10 protein-coding genes are annotated in these 16234 nt (G+C 64.3%); 9 read left to right on the forward strand and 1 reads right to left on the reverse strand.

Annotation, left to right across the window (positions count from 1 at the left end; all coding sequences use genetic code 11):
• Positions 1–38 precede the first annotated feature (38 nt).
• Positions 39–2501 (reverse strand): penicillin-binding protein 1A, encoded by a 2463-nt coding sequence (locus AAHK21_RS15540; RefSeq protein ID WP_046853842.1) that lies wholly within the window; start codon positions 2499–2501, stop codon positions 39–41.
• 166 nt (positions 2502–2667) lie between these two features.
• On the opposite strand from AAHK21_RS15540, the gene pilM reads away from it, so the two are divergent.
• The 9 genes from pilM to AAHK21_RS15585 all read left to right on the forward strand — a co-directional run bounded on the left by pilM (position 2668) and on the right by AAHK21_RS15585 (position 16010).
• Complete coding sequence (pilM, locus tag AAHK21_RS15545) at positions 2668–3564, forward strand: type IV pilus biogenesis protein PilM (RefSeq protein WP_367857701.1); 897 nt, start codon at positions 2668–2670, stop codon at positions 3562–3564.
• Positions 3561–4100, forward strand: coding sequence for a PilN domain-containing protein (locus AAHK21_RS15550; RefSeq protein ID WP_367857702.1), 540 nt, complete (start codon positions 3561–3563; stop codon positions 4098–4100). The genes pilM and AAHK21_RS15550 overlap by 4 nt, the downstream gene beginning before the upstream one ends.
• Positions 4097–5110, forward strand: a complete 1014-nt coding sequence (locus tag AAHK21_RS15555) for a pilus assembly protein PilP (RefSeq protein ID WP_367857703.1) — start codon at positions 4097–4099, stop codon at positions 5108–5110. Before AAHK21_RS15550 ends, AAHK21_RS15555 begins: the two co-directional genes overlap by 4 nt.
• A complete protein-coding gene (locus AAHK21_RS15560; protein WP_367858994.1) occupies positions 5067–6290 on the forward strand; it encodes a type IV pilus secretin PilQ in 1224 nt (407 codons plus the stop codon). The genes AAHK21_RS15555 and AAHK21_RS15560 overlap by 44 nt, the downstream gene beginning before the upstream one ends.
• Positions 6291–6294: 4 nt before the next feature.
• Entirely contained in the window at positions 6295–6813 is a 519-nt protein-coding gene (gene aroK, locus AAHK21_RS15565; protein WP_038706967.1) for a shikimate kinase AroK, read from the forward strand.
• A gap of 95 nt (positions 6814–6908) precedes the next feature.
• Positions 6909–8006, forward strand: coding sequence for a 3-dehydroquinate synthase (gene aroB / locus AAHK21_RS15570; RefSeq protein ID WP_023631794.1), 1098 nt, complete (start codon positions 6909–6911; stop codon positions 8004–8006).
• A 15-nt stretch (positions 8007–8021) separates the two neighbouring features.
• On the forward strand, positions 8022–9647 hold the full coding sequence (locus tag AAHK21_RS15575; RefSeq protein ID WP_367857704.1) for an AAA family ATPase: 1626 nt from the start codon (positions 8022–8024) through the stop codon (positions 9645–9647).
• Positions 9648–10022: 375 nt separating this feature from the next.
• Entirely contained in the window at positions 10023–14468 is a 4446-nt protein-coding gene (gltB, locus tag AAHK21_RS15580) for a glutamate synthase large subunit (protein WP_367857705.1), read from the forward strand.
• 123 nt (positions 14469–14591) lie between these two features.
• Positions 14592–16010 carry an FAD-dependent oxidoreductase gene (locus tag AAHK21_RS15585; RefSeq protein ID WP_046853848.1) on the forward strand — a complete coding sequence of 473 codons (1419 nt, stop codon included), beginning with the start codon at positions 14592–14594 and terminating at the stop codon, positions 16008–16010.
• The last annotated feature ends 224 nt before the right edge of the window (positions 16011–16234 follow it).

Consider the following 16234-nt stretch of genomic DNA (forward strand, 5'->3'; position numbering starts at 1 on the left):
TTTTTGTTGGGCGTGGAAAACATCGCGGGGTCGATGGATCAGAACAGATCCATCGGTGCTGCTTCATCTGCCGGCAGCGGGCTGCCCGGTGCTGCGCCGTTGCCCAGTTCGTCCGCCGACGGTGGCGAGTCCTCGGCCTTGAACAGTTCGAAGTAGGCGTTCGGCGTGCTCGGCGTGGCGGCGCGGCCGCTGATCGGGTCGACGCGCAGACTGAGGATGCCCTCGGGTTCGGCTGGCGGGTGCTCGGGCATGCCCTTGAGCGCGGCGCCCATGAAGCTCATCCAGATCGGCAGGGCCACGGTGCCACCGTATTCGCGGCGCCCCAGGGTTTCCGGCTGGTCAAAGCCGACCCACACGGTGGTGACGTAGTCGGCGTTGTAGCCGGAGAACCAGGCATCCTTGGATTCGTTGGTGGTGCCGGTCTTGCCCGCCAGGTCCGAACGGCCGAGGGCCAGGGCGCGACGGCCGGTACCACGCTTGATCACGTCCTGCAGCATGGTGGTGAGAATGTACGAGGTGCGCCCGTCTATGATCTGCTCGGCCACGGCGGGGACCTGGGGTACTTGGGGAGCCGGGGTGATCTGGCCTGCGGCCAACGGCGCCTCGCCTGGCATCGGGGCGGCGCTGATGGGTGCCTCAGGTGCGGCGAGGCCGGCCTGGTCCTGGCTGCCCTGCGGCACGCGTGGCGGGTTGGCGGTGAACAGGGTTTCGCCGTTGCGGCTCTCGACACGCTCGATCAGGTACGGGCTGATCTTGTAGCCGCCGTTGGCGAAGGTGCTCCAGCCGGTGGCGATTTCCATCGGCGTGAGCGTCGCGGTGCCCAGTGCCAGCGACAGGTTGCGTGGCAGGTCCTGCTTGTTGAAACCGAACTTGGCGATGTAGTCGATGGTGCGATCCACGCCCATGGCCTGCAGCAGGCGGATCGATACGAGGTTGCGCGACTTGTACAACGCCTCGCGCATGCGGATCGGGCCGAGGAAGGTATTGGTGTCGTTCTTCGGGCGCCAGACCTTGTCCAGGTACTCGTCGACGAACACGATCGGGGCGTCGTTGACCAGGCTGGCGGCGGTGTAGCCGTTGTCCAGGGCGGCGCTGTAGACGAATGGCTTGAAGCTCGAGCCTGGCTGGCGCTTGGCCTGCACGGCGCGGTTGTAGTTGCTCTGCTCGAAGGAGAAACCGCCGACCAAGGCGCGGATGGCACCGTTGTAAGGGTCGAGGGTGACCAGTGCGCTCTGGGCGCCGGGCACCTGGCTGAACTTGAGCTTGCCATCTTCCAGGCGTTGCAGGCGCACCAGGTCGCCGACCTGGGCCACATCGGCCGCTGATTGCGGCGAGCGCCCCTGCGAGTTGCTGTTGAGGTACGGGCGGGCCCACTTCATGGTGTCCCAGGCGACGCTATCCTCCAGGCCGCCCCGGGTCATCACCTTCAGCCCGGTCTTCTCGACCTGGGTGACGATGGCGGGCTCCAGGCCCCCCAGGGTGCGCTGCTTGCTCAGCTCCTGCAGCCATGCCGCACGCGTCTTGCCAGGGAAGCGCGCCTCGGGGCCGCGATAGCCATGGCGTTCGTCGTACTCGCTGAGGCCGTTGAGGACCGCGCTGTTGGCCATCTGCTGCATGTCGCTCGGCACTGTGGTGGTGACCCGGAAGCCTTCGGTATAGGCGTCGCTGCCGTAGCGGCCAACCATCTCGGCGCGGGCCATCTCGGCGACGTACGGCGCATTCACTTCCGGGGTCGGCACATGGTAGCTGGCATTCAGCGGTTCACCCAGGGCGGCCTGGTAGCTGGCCTCGTCGATCTTGCCGAGCTTGTACATGCGCCCGAGGATCCAGTCGCGGCGCTCCTTGGCGCGTACCGGGTTGGCCAGCGGGTTGAAGCGCGAGGGTGCCTTGGGCAGGCCGGCGATCATGGCCATCTGCGCCAGGCTGACGTCGCGAATCGACTTGCCGTAGTACACCTGCGCCGCGGCGTCGATACCGTAGGCACGGTTGCCCAGGTAGATCTTGTTGACGTACAGCTCGAGGATTTCGTCCTTGGTCAGTTCCCGCTCGATCTGCAAGGCCAGGAGAATCTCGTTGGTCTTGCGCGAGAAGCTGCGTTCGCTGGTGAGGAAGAAGTTCTTCGCCACCTGCATGGTGATGGTGCTGCCGCCGCTCTGGATATGCCCGGACTTGACCAGCTGCGAGGCCGCACGCATCAGGCTGCTGGGGTCGACGCCATAGTGATTGAGGAAATTGTCGTCCTCGGCGGACAGAAGCGCCTGGATGAACTGTGGGGGAATTTCCTGGAACTTGATCGGCGAGCGCCGCATCTCGCCGAACTCGGCGATCAGCTTGCCGTCGCTGCTGTAGACCCTCAGGGGGATTTGCAACTGGACGCTTCTGAGCGCGTCGACCGAGGGCAGGCTGGGACTAAGATACAGAAACGCACCGCTCACACCGAGTACGAGCGCGCAGATGACGGCGACGAGAGACCACCAGAAGAACTTCAGCAGGCGTATCAAGGCTTTTGGGTGTCCAGGTTGAGAGTGGATTGCGCGCAGGGCCGGCGGACAGGAAAAACGCTGGCCATTATAAGCATTTTTCGTCCCGCCGGGTGACCGCCCGGGGAGAGCGACGACCGCCTGCGCCGCAAGGGTTCGGGCAGCCAATGACCAGGAAGGAACAGCCATGCTTGGACGCTTTGGCAGGGGTACCGGTTCACTGCTGGGGGTGGAAATAGCCTCCGATGCCATACGAATGCTGCACCTGCGCCGCCAACGTGGCGGTTGTCGGGTGGTGGGCTGGGCGCAGGAACGCCTTGGGGCAGCACCAGGTAGCTCATTGGGGGGTGACCAGGTGGAATGCCTGGTCGCGGGTTTGCGGCAGGCCCATGCCCGCTGTCGAGCTTCGCAGTGCCGGGTCGCCCTGGCGTTGCCTGCATCGCAGGTCATCTGCAAGGTTTGCCGCCTGCCTGCCGGGTTGCCCGGCCATGGCGTCGAAGCTGCCTTGCTTGCGCAGGCCGAGCAGCTGTTTCCCTTTCCTGTGGAGGACCTTGCCCTGGATTTTCAGGTGCATGGCCCGTGCGCGGAGGATGTCGGGCAGGTCGAGGTGTTGGTGGTGGCCTGTAGGCAAAGTCAGCTCGACCCACTGGAGCGAGTGTTCGCGCAAGCCGGCCTGCAGTTGGTGGCCGTGGAGGTGGACAGTTTCGCGTTGCGGCGGGCGCTGGTGCCTGAGCCGCAGGCAGGCGACATGGCGCTGCTGCAGTTGGAGCCGGACGAGGTGATCCTGCACCGTTGGCAGGGAGGCCGCGTGCCGCATCGGCAGCGCATTGCCTTGCCTTCTCTGGAGCGCTGGGCCGAGGCTGTCGATGGGCTCTGGCAGGCGGATATCCTGGGCGCGTTTGAGCAGGTTGTGTTGTTCGGGGCCGCCGCCGATGAGGCTCGGGCGGCAGACTTGTCGGAGCGTCTGGGCGTGAAATGCCATGTCGGTCGCCCGGGCCCTCTGGTCAGCGGTTTCGATGAAACCAGCGTGCCCGCTGCTGCCATGGCTCTTGCCTGTGGTTTGGCAATGGGAGGCCCGGTATGAAAGGGCGACTGAACCTGATGCCCTGGCGCGAACAGCGCAGGGCAAGCGCTGTGCGGCGATTCCAGATCACCCTGGTCGGCACGCTTGTGGTGGCGCTGTGCGGGGTGATGTTGCTTGATCGAATGGCGCGGTCGCGTCTGGCCAGGCAGGCGCAGGTCGTCGCCACGCAGCAGGCGGCTGTTGAGCGGTTGGACGCTTCGCTGCGGCAGATCGATAAGTTGCGTGAAGCACGGGATGCGTTGTTGGCCCAGCAAGCGACGGTGTCTGCGCTGAGCGCCGGACGGGCGCAGTTGCCTGGGCTGTTTCTCGCACTGGAGCAGGCAATGCCCGAAGGGGCGCGCTTGATCGAGGTGGGCGTGGAGGACGGGCGTCTGCGCCTTGCCGGGTTGGCAGCCTCTGCTTCAGTGGTGGCCAGGCTTATGCGCAGCCTGGAACAAGTAAAGATGGTGCGGGACCTGGAGCTTGTTCACTTGCGACGTCATGGCCAGGGCGATGAATTCCTGCTGGCGGCGCGCTTGTTGGCGGGTGAGTCATGAACCGCCTATGGACCCAGGATTGGCAGGGCCTGGCGGCTCGATCTTGGTTGTTCCGGTGGATGGTGGCAGCAGGGCTGCTGTTTCTGGTGGCTTTCGCGGGTTACTTCGCCCGCCTGCGTGAGCCGCTCAATAGCCATGCCGAGGCAGTCCAGAGGCAGTTGCAGCTACAAATTGTTCTGGCGGATGGGGCGGGAAAACCTGTCGAGCTGGAGCGAGCGCAGCAGGCTCTGGAGCAAGCCAGGACTGGGTTGCAAGCGTTGCGCTGGCGACTGGCCGCGGGAGAGGGCATGAGTGAACTGCTCGACCAGCTGGCCCTGTCGGGCCATGAGCATGGCCTGTCGTTCGAACGCATCGAAGTAAACGAAGCGCAGCAGGCTGCAGGGTACCGCTTGCAGCCTCTGGAGATCAGCGTGCACGGGCGCTACCCGGCGTTGCGCTTGTGGCTTGAGCAGTGGTTGCAGCAGTTGCGTTTGTTGAGCGTGCCCCAGCTCAGGCTGGCCTTGCAGGAAGAAGGCTCAGGAGTGGTTGGCGCACGGTTGCTGATACATGCCTACCACCCAGGGGAAGAGCTTCCCGTGCCGGCTGCCTTGGCGGATGAACCTGCCCAGGATGCCCTGTCGAAGGCCACGTTCGACCCATTTCAGGCCTGGTTGCCCGCCACACAGGGTAAAGAGCTGCGGCATATTCCCTTGGCGCGGCTGGAAATGGTCGGAAGCCTGTCCCAGTCAGGGCGCCGGCAGGCATTGTTGCGTTCGGCGGGGCACTTGTATCGGGTCGGGCAAGGCGATCGGCTCGGTTTGAATGAGGGGGTCGTGGTGGCAATCGATGCCGATCGGCTGGAGGTCCGCGAACGGATCTACATCGGCGGGCACTGGCAGGCGCGTCCCAGATATCTGGTGCTTGTAAAACGTGAGCAAGGGGAGGTCAAGGATGAGACCGAAGCGATGGTTGAGCGGCGTGGGGTTGATGTTGAGCATCCTGGCGGTGCAGGCAGCGGAGCTTCAGGGTGAGCCGATGTCGCTCGACTTCCAGGATGTCGAGCTGCGCTCGGTGCTTCAGGTCATGGCCGAGCACGCCGGCGTCAACCTGGTTGCCAGTGACTCGGTGCAGGGGCGGATAACCCTGCGCCTGGAGGAGGTACCCTGGGGCCAGGCCCTCGACCTGGTGCTGCGCAGCAAGGGGCTGGGCAGGCGCCAGGAGGGCAATGTGCTGCTGATCGCCCCCGTTGCGGAGCTGGCCGGGCGGGCTGGGGGCATGGGCGAGGAGGTGTTGCTGGAACCCTTGCGGCGTGAGCTGATCCCGGTCTTTCATGCCAAGGCCGCCGAGCTGGCGGAACTGTTGCTGGCGAGCCTGGCCGATGACGGCATTCTGACCGGGCGTGGCAGCCTCGGTGTGGATGCGCGGACCAACACGCTGGTGGTCACCTTGCCTGGCGAACGGCTTGCCGAGCTGCGCAGGCTGGTGGCGCAGCTGGATGTGCCGGTGCGCCAGGTCATGATCGAGGCGCGTATCGTCGAGGCCAGCGTCGATTACGAGAAGGCCCTGGGCGTGCGATGGGGTGGCCCGTTGTATGGGGTGGACAGTCGGCTGGGCAGCGATCTGTTCGTCGACCTTGGGGTCGAGCGGGCCAATGCCGGGCTAGGCGTGGGGTTGTTGCGCAGCGACATTCTGCTGGACCTGGAACTCAGCGCCATGGAGAAGAGCGGCAATGGCGAGATCATCTCCCAGCCCAAGGTGGTCACGGCCGACAAGGAAACCGCGCGCATACTCAAGGGCACCGAAGTGCCGTATCAGGAGACCACGCGCAGTGGCGCCACTTCCATTTCCTTTCGCGAGGCCTCCCTGTCGCTGGAGGTGACGCCGCAGATCACCCCGGATGGCAAGGTAGTGATGGATGTGCGTGTGACCAAGGACGAGCCCGACTTCATCAATGCGCTGAACGATGTGCCGCCGATCCGCAAGAACGAGGTCACGGCAAAGGTCCGGGTGGCCGATGGGCAGACCATTGTGATTGGCGGCGTGTACTCGACGTCGCAGAACAAAGTGGTCGACAAGGTGCCATTTTTCGGCGATCTGCCGTATGTTGGGCGGCTGTTTCGACGCGATGCATTACAAGAGAAAAAATCCGAGCTGCTGGTCTTCCTGACTCCGCGTATCATGAGTGACCAGGCGATTGCTGTGAGTCGTTGATTCTGTGCGAAATTTGATACTTGTAGGGCCCATGGGCGCTGGAAAAAGCACCATCGGGCGCCTGTTGGCCAAAGAGCTGCGCCTGCTGTTCAAGGATTCCGACAAGGAAATCGAGCTGCGAACCGGCGCCAACATCCCGTGGATCTTCGACAAGGAAGGCGAGCCGGGCTTTCGCGACCGCGAGCAGGCGATGATCGCCGAACTCTGCGCGCTCGATGGCGTGGTCCTGGCGACCGGTGGCGGCGCGGTGATGCGCGATGCCAACCGTGCCGCGCTGCATGCCGGTGGCCGGGTGATCTACCTGCATGCCTCGGTGGAGCAGCAGGTGGGGCGTACCTCCCGTGACCGCAACCGACCGCTGCTGCGTACCGCCAACCCGGAAGCCACCTTGCGTGCCCTGCTTGAAACACGCGACCCGCTCTATCGCGAGATTGCCGACCTGGTGGTGGAAACCGACGAACGGCCACCGCGCATGGTCGTGCTCGACATTCTCGAGCGTCTGCAGAAGTTGCCGCCCCGCTGAGCGGGGTCTATCCTCGGCGACCAACGCCGAGACGGGGTTGAACGTCACCGCGTGGGGCCATAGCGCCACCGCGCCCAAGTACATTGTGGGGATACATGCAGACACTTAAGGTCGACCTGGGCGAGCGTAGCTACCCGATCTACATTGGCGAAGGCCTGCTTGACCAGCCCGAGCTGCTGGCGCCGCACATTGCCGGCCGGCAGGTCGCCATCGTCTCCAACGAGACCGTCGCGCCCCTGTACCTCGAACGCCTGAGCAAGACCCTGGGTGCCTACTCGGTGCTGCCGGTGGTGTTGCCCGACGGCGAGGCCCACAAGAACTGGGAAACCCTGCAACTGATCTTCGATGCCCTGCTGACCGCGCGTCATGACCGGCGCACCACCGTGGTCGCCCTCGGTGGCGGCGTGATCGGTGACATGGCCGGCTTTGCCGCAGCCTGCTACCAGCGTGGGGTCGATTTCATCCAGGTGCCGACCACGCTGCTGTCCCAGGTGGACTCCTCGGTGGGCGGCAAGACTGGCATCAACCACCCGCTGGGCAAGAACATGGTCGGTGCCTTCTACCAGCCCAACGCGGTGCTGATCGACACCACCAGCCTGAAAACCTTGCCCGCGCGTGAGCTGTCCGCCGGTCTGGCCGAGGTCATCAAGTACGGCCTGATCTGCGACAAGCCATTCCTTGCCTGGCTCGAAGACAATATGCAGGCGCTGCGTGCCCTGGACTCCGTCGCCCTGACCGAGGCCATCCGTCGCTCCTGCGCGGCCAAGGCCGCCGTGGTTGGCGCTGATGAGCGCGAATCGGGCGTGCGTGCCACGCTCAACCTTGGCCACACATTCGGCCATGCCATCGAAACACACATGGGTTATGGCGTCTGGCTGCACGGCGAAGCCGTGGCGGCCGGCACGGTCATGGCCCTGGAAATGTCCATGCGCCTGGGCTGGATCGACCAGCCGGCGCGTGATCGCGGAATTCGCCTGCTGCAGGACGCAGGATTGCCGGTGGTGCCACCACAGGAAATGACCCCGGCGCATTTCATGGAGCACATGGCGGTCGACAAGAAAGTGCTCGACGGGCGCCTGCGCCTGGTGCTGCTGCGCCAGCTGGGCGAGGCCGTCGTCACCGACGACTATTCGACAGAGATTCTTCAGGCCACGCTGGCGGCGGATTACCGCGCGATCGTGGCCCAGCTTTGAGGTTGTGACAACGCAATGACCAGTCTGCATGCCGATGAGGCGTTTCTCGATCATTACCAGCTGAGCCACGATCCGTTCGCACCCCGGGTGCCCGGTTTCAAGTTCTTCCCCGCCCAGCGCAAACCAGTGCTTGGCCAGCTGCATCACCTGGCGCGCTACAGCCAGCTGATGCTGGCGGTCACCGGCCCTGTGGGTAGCGGCAAGACCCTGCTGCGCCAGGCACTGGTGGCCAGCACCAACAAGCAGTCGGTGCAAAGCGTGGTGGTATCCGCCCGTGGCGCCAGCGACGCGGCCAGCGTGCTCGGCCAGGTGGCACAGTCGCTGGGCGTGGCGCAGCCGGAAGTGCAGGCGATCCTGTCGCAGGTGGTGCAACTGGCGCTGACCGGCCAGGAAGTCTATCTGCTGGTGGACGATGCGGAACAACTGGACGAGTCGGCACTCCAAGCGTTGCTGGAGTTGGCGGCAGGCGTAGCTGAAGGGCGCCCGCACGTGTTCCTGTTCGGCGAGCCTTCGCTGATCGCCGGGTTGGATGAGCTCAATGCCGATGGCGAGCGATTCCACGTCATTGAACTGGCCCCGTACAGCGAGGAAGAAACCCGCGAGTACCTGGAGCAGCGCCTGGAGGGTGCTGGCCGGGGCATCGAGGTGTTCACCGCCGAGCAGATCGTCGACATCCACGAAAACTCCGACGGCTGGCCTGGGAACATCAACCAGGTCGCCCGCGATACCTTGATCGAAGCCATGATCGCCAGCCGTACCACGGTCAAGCGACCATCCATGGGGTTCAAAATGCCTAAGAAACACGTGCTCGCGTTGTCCGCAGTGGTCGTGGTCGCCGTTGGCGCTGCGGTCCTGATGCCCAAGAAAGGCGACAAGGCCCCGGCCGACGCGCCCCCCGCTGCCCAGGCCCAACTGCCCTTGGGCCAGGGCGGCAACGGCGGCGCGCCCGCCATCGAGTTCTCCGGCTCCTCGCAGCCGATGCCGTTGCCGCTGGTCGGTCAGTCGCAGCCGGTGATGCGCGAACCGCTGGCCCAGGCCGCTGGCATGGGTGAAGGTGAAGACGGCGGGCCGGCCGACAACACTGCGCTGCAGCCAGCCACGCCATCGGCTGCCGTGCCGCCGACCGTGACCACCATCGCGCCGCCGCAAGGTGCCACCGCCAGCCCTGCGCCGGCCCCGGCCCAGCCGGTGACCAGCGCTCCGGTACAGCCGGTTGCGCCTGCGACAAAACCTGTAGCAACCCAACCGGCAAAACCGGTTGCACCTGCCAAGCCAGTCCCGGCCCCGACCCAGGTCGCGAGCGCCAAGCCCGCAGCCAAACCTGCCGAGAAACCGGCTGCCGGCGGCGCCGGCAACAGCAGCTGGTACGCGGGCCAGAAGCCCGGTAACTACGTGGTGCAGATCTTCGGCACCAGTTCCGAGGCGTCGGCGCAGTCGTTCGTCAAGGCGCAGGGTGGCGACTATCGCTACTTCAGGAAAAACCTGCAGGGCAAGCCGTTGTATGTGGTGACCTACGGCAACTTCGCCAGCCGCGACGCCGCCGCTGCGGCAATCAAGAACTTGCCAGCCAAGGTCCAGGCTGGTAAACCTTGGCCACGTACCGTGGGCAGCGTCCAACAAGAGCTGGCCACGGCCCGCTGATACCTTCCGGGCGGCATCACCCCGCCGCCCAGTTGCTGAGCGACTTTCTAGCTTTCAACTAGCCTGCTGCGCCCGAGCGCGGCAGGCTTTTCTGTCCCAGACTGCCGGCCACAAGCCCTTTCTTGCAGTCCTGGCTGAAACGCTTCAGACTCCAGTCAAGCCGCTATCACGGCGCACGACTTAAAAACATTCAAAATTGCGACATAAATTTTCAATGGTGAGACATGAAAATTTGTGGCCGTCGCTGTCGCTGTGCAACAATGGTTTTCCATGGCCACCGCAAAAAAGCTGGCATTTGATCGGCGTGGATGGTAAGTGGTTGTTAAAAAAGAGATTTGCCTCCGGTTGAGAGGTGAACCTGGTGAGAAAGTGTCTATGAAAACAGGTCTGTACCATCCCGAAGAATTCAAGGACAACTGTGGTTTCGGCCTGATCGCCCATATGACGGGCGAGCCGAGTCACCACCTTCTGCAAACCGCCATGCAGGCGCTGACCTGCATGACCCACCGCGGCGGCATCAACGCCGACGGCAAGACCGGCGACGGTTGCGGTCTGCTCATGCAGAAGCCCGATCAATTCCTGCGCGCCGTGGCCCAGGAGCACTTCGCCGTCGAGCTGCCCAGGCAGTACGCCGTCGGCATGGTGTTCTTCAACCAGGACCCGGTCAAAGCCGAAGCTGCCCGCGCCAACATGGATCGCGAGATCGTCAACGCCGGCCTCAAGCTGGTGGGTTGGCGCAAGGTGCCGATCGATACCAGCGTCCTTGGCCGCCTGGCACTGGAGCGCCTGCCGCAGATCGAGCAGGTGTTCATCGGCGGCGAAGGCCTGAGCGATCAGGAATTCGCCATCAAGCTGTTCAGTGCCCGTCGCCGTTCGTCCGTGGCCAACGCCCACGACGCCGACCACTACATCTGCAGCTTCTCGCACAAGACCATCATCTACAAAGGCCTGATGATGCCGCGCGATCTCGCGGCGTTCTATCCGGACCTGGGTGACGAGCGTCTGCAGACCGCAATCTGCGTGTTCCACCAGCGCTTTTCCACCAACACCCTGCCGAAGTGGCCGTTGGCGCAGCCCTTCCGCTTCCTCGCCCACAACGGCGAGATCAACACCATCACCGGCAACCGCAACTGGGCCATGGCCCGTCGCACCAAGTTCGCCAACGACCTGATCCCCGACCTCGAAGAGCTCGGCCCGCTGGTCAACCGCGTCGGTTCCGACTCATCCAGCATGGACAACATGCTCGAGCTGATGGTCACTGGTGGCATCGACCTGTTCCGCGGCGTGCGCATGCTGGTACCGCCAGCCTGGCAGAACGTCGAGACCATGGACGCCGACCTGCGCGCCTTCTACGAATACAACTCCATGCACATGGAACCGTGGGATGGCCCGGCCGGTATCGTCATGACCGAAGGCCGCCACGCGGTGTGCCTGCTCGACCGCAACGGCCTGCGCCCGGCGCGCTGGGTGACCACCACCAATGGCTACATCACCATCGCCTCGGAAATCGGCGTGTGGGGCTATCAGCCTGAGGAAGTCCTGGCCAAGGGCCGTGTTGGCCCAGGTCAGATCCTGGCTGTCGATACCGAGACCGGTCAGATCCTCGACACCGACGCCATCGACAACCGCCTGAAGTCGCGTCACCCTTACAAGCGCTGGTTGCGCCAGCACGCCACGCGCATCCAGGCGACCCTGAGCGACGACCAGGGCGTGGCCAGCTACGACGCTGACCAGCTCAAGCAGTACATGAAGATGTTCCAGGTCACCTTCGAGGAGCGTGACCAGGTGCTGCGCCCGCTCGGCGAGCAGGGCCAGGAAGCGGTCGGTTCGATGGGCGACGACACGCCGATGGCCGTGCTGTCCCAGCGCGTGCGTTCGCCGTACGATTTCTTCCGCCAGCAGTTCGCCCAGGTGACCAACCCGCCGATCGACCCGCTGCGCGAAGCGATCGTGATGTCCCTGGAAATCTGCCTGGGCGCCGAGCGCAACATCTTCCAGGAGTCCCCCGAGCATGCCTCGCGGGTGATCCTCAGCTCGCCGGTCATCTCGCCCGCCAAGTGGCGTTCGCTGATGAACCTGGAGCGCGAAGGCTTCGACCGCCAGCTGATCGACCTCAACTATGAGCAAAGCCTCGGCCTTGAAGCGGCCATCCGCAATATCGCCGACCAGGCCGAAGAAGCGGTGCGCGGCGGCAAGACCCAACTGGTGCTCAGCGACCGCTACATTGCCCCGGGCAAGCTGCCGGTACACGCCTCGCTGGCCGTAGGCGCAGTACACCATCGTCTGACCGAACAAGGGCTGCGCTGCGACAGCAACATCCTGGTCGAGACCGCCACTGCCCGCGACCCGCACCACTTCGCCGTGCTGCTGGGCTTCGGTGCTTCGGCTGTCTATCCGTACCTGGCCTACGAAGTGCTGGCCGACCTGATCCGCACCGGCGAAGTGCTGGGTGATCTGGACGAAGTGTTCAAGTACTACCGCAAGGGCATCTCCAAGGGCCTGCTGAAGATCCTGTCGAAGATGGGCATCTCCACCATCACCTCTTACCGTGGCGCGCAGCTGTTCGAAGCCATCGGCCTGTCCGAGGAAGTGGTTGGCCTGAGCTTCAAGGGTGTGTCGAGCCGCATCAAGGGTGCGCGTTTCGAAGACCTGGAGAGCGACCAGAAGCTGCTCGCCGCCGAAGCCTGGAGCGCGCGCAAGCCGATCCAGCAAGGTGGGCTGCTCAAGTTCGTCCATGGTGGCGAATACCATGCCTACAACCCGGACGTGGTCAACACCCTGCAGGCCGCCGTGCAGCAGGGCGACTACGCCAAGTTCAAGGAGTACACCACGCTGGTCGACCAGCGTCCGGTGTCGATGATCCGCGACCTGCTGAAAGTGAAGGTGGCCGACCAGGCCCTGCCGTTGGATGAAATCGAGCCACTGGACGCGATCCTCAAGCGCTTCGACTCCGCTGGTATCTCCCTGGGTGCACTGTCGCCAGAGGCGCACGAAGCCTTGGCCGAGGCGATGAACCGCCTGGGTGCGCGCTCCAACTCCGGCGAGGGCGGTGAAGACCCGGCCCGCTATGGCACCGTCAAAAGCTCGAAGATCAAGCAGGTGGCCACCGGCCGCTTTGGCGTGACCCCGGAATACCTGGTCAATGCCGAAGTGCTGCAGATCAAGGTCGCTCAGGGCGCCAAACCCGGCGAGGGCGGCCAGCTGCCGGGCGGCAAGGTCAACGGCCTGATCGCCAGGCTGCGCTACGCGGTACCGGGCGTGACCCTGATTTCGCCACCGCCGCACCACGACATCTACTCGATCGAAGACCTGGCCCAGCTGATCTACGACCTCAAGCAGGTCAACCCGCAGGCCCTGGTTTCGGTCAAGCTGGTTGCCGAAGCCGGCGTGGGTACCATCGCCGCCGGCGTGGCCAAGGCCTATGCCGACCTGATCACCATTTCCGGCTACGACGGCGGCACCGGCGCTTCGCCGCTGACCTCGATCAAGTACGCCGGCGCTCCGTGGGAACTGGGCCTGGCCGAAACCCACCAGACCCTGCGCGGCAACGACCTGCGCGGCAAGGTACGGGTGCAGACCGACGGCGGCCTTAAAACCGGCCTGGACGTGATCAAGGCCGCGATCCTCGGCGCCGAGAGCTTCGGCTTCGGCACCGCGCCGATGATCGCCCTGGGCTGCAAGTACCTGCGCATCTGCCACCTGAACAACTGCGCCACCGGCGTGGCCACCCAGAACGACAAGCTGCGCAAGGACCACTACATCGGCACCGTCGACATGGTGATCAACTTCTTCACCTTCGTCGCTGAAGAGACCCGCGAGTGGCTGGCCAAGCTGGGCGTGCGCAGCCTGGGCGAGCTGATCGGCCGTACCGACCTGCTCGACGTGTTGCCGGGCGACACCGAGCGCCAGGGCCACCTCGACCTGACGCCGCTGCTGGGCAGCTCGCACATCCCGGCCGACAAGCCGCAGTTCTGCCAAGTGGACAAGAACCCGCCGTTCGACCAGGGTGAACTGGCCGAGAAGATGGTCGCCATGGCCCTGCCGGCGATCCGCGACATGGCTGGTGGCGAATTCGCCATGGACATCTGCAACTGCGACCGTTCCATCGGTGCGCGCATCTCTGGCGAAATCGCCAGGCTGCACGGCAACCAGGGCATGGCCGCCGCGCCGATCACCTTCCGCTTCAAGGGCACTGCGGGCCAGAGCTTTGGCGTGTGGAACGCCGGCGGCTTGAACCTGCACCTGGAAGGCGACGCCAACGACTACGTCGGCAAGGGCATGACCGGGGGCAAGGTGACCATCGTGCCACCGGCCGGAAGCCCGTTCGAAACCCAGCACAGCGCCATCGTCGGCAACACCTGCCTGTATGGCGCCACCGGCGGCAAGCTGTTCGCCGCAGGCACCGCGGGCGAGCGCTTCGCTGTACGTAACTCCGGCGCCCACGCTGTGGTCGAGGGCACCGGCGATCACTGCTGTGAATACATGACCGGCGGCTTTGTCTGCGTGCTGGGCAAGACCGGTTACAACTTCGGTTCTGGCATGACTGGCGGCTTTGCCTACGTGCTCGACATGGACAACAGCTTCTTCGACAAACTCAACCACGAGCTGGTGGAAATCCAGCGTATCAGTGGTGAGGCGATGGAAGCCTACCGCAGCCACCTGGCGCGGGTCCTGGGCGAGTACGTGGAAGAGACCGGCAGCGAGTGGGGGCGTGAGCTCTCGGAGAACCTGGACGACTATGTGCGGCGCTTCTGGCTGGTCAAGCCGAAGGCGGCCAACCTCAAGCACCTGTTGTCCAGCACCCGTGCCAACCCGCAGTAAGAACAGCTGCAAGTGGCAAGCCTCAAGCTGCAAGTAAATGCGCTTCGAGGTTTGCCCGGCTTAAGTGATCGTCTTGCGGCTTGCAGCTTGTAGCTTGCAGCTGCTGTTAAGAGGTTTTGAAAAATGGCTGAACGTCTGAGCAACGACTTCCAGTTCATCGAAGTGGGGCGCAAAGACCCCAAGAAAAAGCTGCTGCGCCAGCGCAAGAAGGAGTTCGTCGAGATCTACGAACCCTTCAAGCCGCAGCAGTCCGTGGAGCAGGCGCACCGCTGCCTGGGCTGCGGTAACCCGTATTGCGAGTGGAAGTGCCCGGTACATAACTTCATTCCCAACTGGTTGAAGCTGGTTTCCGAGGGCAACATCCTTGCTGCGGCAGAGCTGTCGCACCAGACCAACACCCTGCCGGAAGTCTGTGGCCGCGTGTGCCCGCAGGACCGCCTGTGCGAGGGTGCCTGCACCTTGAACGACGGCTTCGGCGCGGTAACCATCGGCTCGGTGGAGAAGTACATCACCGACACCGCCTTCGCCATGGGCTGGCGCCCGGACATGTCCAAGGTCAAACCGACCGGCAAGCGTGTCGCCATCATCGGCGCCGGCCCGGCCGGCCTGGGCTGCGCCGATGTGCTGGTACGTGCCGGCGTGACCCCGGTGGTGTTCGACCGCAACCCCGAGATTGGTGGTCTGCTGACTTTCGGCATCCCCGAGTTCAAGCTGGAAAAGACCGTGCTGAGCAATCGCCGCGAAGTCTTCACCGGCATGGGCATCGAGTTCCGCCTGAACACTGAGGTGGGCCGCGACATCACCATGGAGCAACTGCTCGCCGAGTACGACGCAGTGTTCATGGGCATGGGCACCTATACCTACATGAAGGGCGGCTTCCCCGGCGAGGACTTGCCGGGCGTGCATGACGCGCTGGACTTCCTTATCGCCAACGTCAACCGCAACCTGGGCTTTGAAAAGTCGCCGGAAGACTTCGTCGACATGCAGGGCAAGAAGGTCGTGGTACTTGGCGGTGGCGACACCGCGATGGACTGCAACCGCACCTCGATCCGCCAGGGCGCCAAGTCGGTGACCTGTGCCTATCGCCGTGACGAGGCCAACATGCCGGGTTCGCGCAAAGAGGTGAAGAACGCCAAGGAAGAGGGCGTGAAGTTCCTCTACAACCGCCAGCCCATCGCCATCGTCGGCGAGGACAAGGTCGAGGGCGTGAAGGTGGTCGAGACCCGTCTCGGCGAGCCGGATGCCCGTGGTCGCCGCAGCCCCGAGCCAATCCCGGGCTCCGAGGAGATCCTGCCGGCCGACGCCGTGGTGATCGCCTTCGGCTTCCGCCCGAGCCCGGCGCCGTGGTTCGAGCAGTTCGGTATCCAGATGGACAGCCAGGGTCGCGTGGTGGCCCCGGAGAAGGGCAAGTTCAAGCACCAGACCAGCAACCCGAAAGTGTTTGCCGGTGGCGACATGGTGCGGGGTTCGGATCTGGTGGTGACGGCGATCTTCGAAGGGCGTACCGCAGCCGAAGGCATTCTGGATTACCTCGAAGTCTGATGTTGCCTGAACCGGCCTCATCGCCGGCAAGCCGGCTCCCACAAAGGCAGTGCCTTACCCTGTGGGAGCCGGGTTGCCGGCGATGAGGCCATCAGATGCAACCCCAGGACCTCGTTTTGTATACAAAAATGCTTGATCCATGGCACCTGATAGACAAAACGCATGGCCATGGCCGTGCCTTTTGCGTCCGCGTCTGAGAAAATGCCCGCACTTTTTTTCCGGAT

The sequence above is a fragment of the Pseudomonas sp. TE50-2 genome, assembly GCF_040813665.1.
Lineage (GTDB): Bacteria > Pseudomonadota > Gammaproteobacteria > Pseudomonadales > Pseudomonadaceae > Aquipseudomonas > Aquipseudomonas soli.

Bases quoted from the DNA above. Each gene is read 5' to 3' on its own strand.
- AAHK21_RS15585 (WP_046853848.1), top strand. From the start codon at position 14,592: ATGGCTGAACGTCTGAGCAACGACTTCCAGTTCATCGAAGTGGGGCGC.
- AAHK21_RS15560 (WP_367858994.1), top strand. From the start codon at position 5,067: ATGTTGAGCATCCTGGCGGTGCAGGCAGCGGAGCTTCAGGGTGAGCCG.
- pilM (WP_367857701.1), top strand. From the start codon at position 2,668: ATGCTTGGACGCTTTGGCAGGGGTACCGGTTCACTGCTGGGGGTGGAA.
- gltB (WP_367857705.1), top strand. From the start codon at position 10,023: ATGAAAACAGGTCTGTACCATCCCGAAGAATTCAAGGACAACTGTGGT.
- aroB (WP_023631794.1), top strand. From the start codon at position 6,909: ATGCAGACACTTAAGGTCGACCTGGGCGAGCGTAGCTACCCGATCTAC.
- AAHK21_RS15555 (WP_367857703.1), top strand. From the start codon at position 4,097: ATGAACCGCCTATGGACCCAGGATTGGCAGGGCCTGGCGGCTCGATCT.
- AAHK21_RS15575 (WP_367857704.1), top strand. From the start codon at position 8,022: ATGACCAGTCTGCATGCCGATGAGGCGTTTCTCGATCATTACCAGCTG.
- AAHK21_RS15550 (WP_367857702.1), top strand. From the start codon at position 3,561: ATGAAAGGGCGACTGAACCTGATGCCCTGGCGCGAACAGCGCAGGGCA.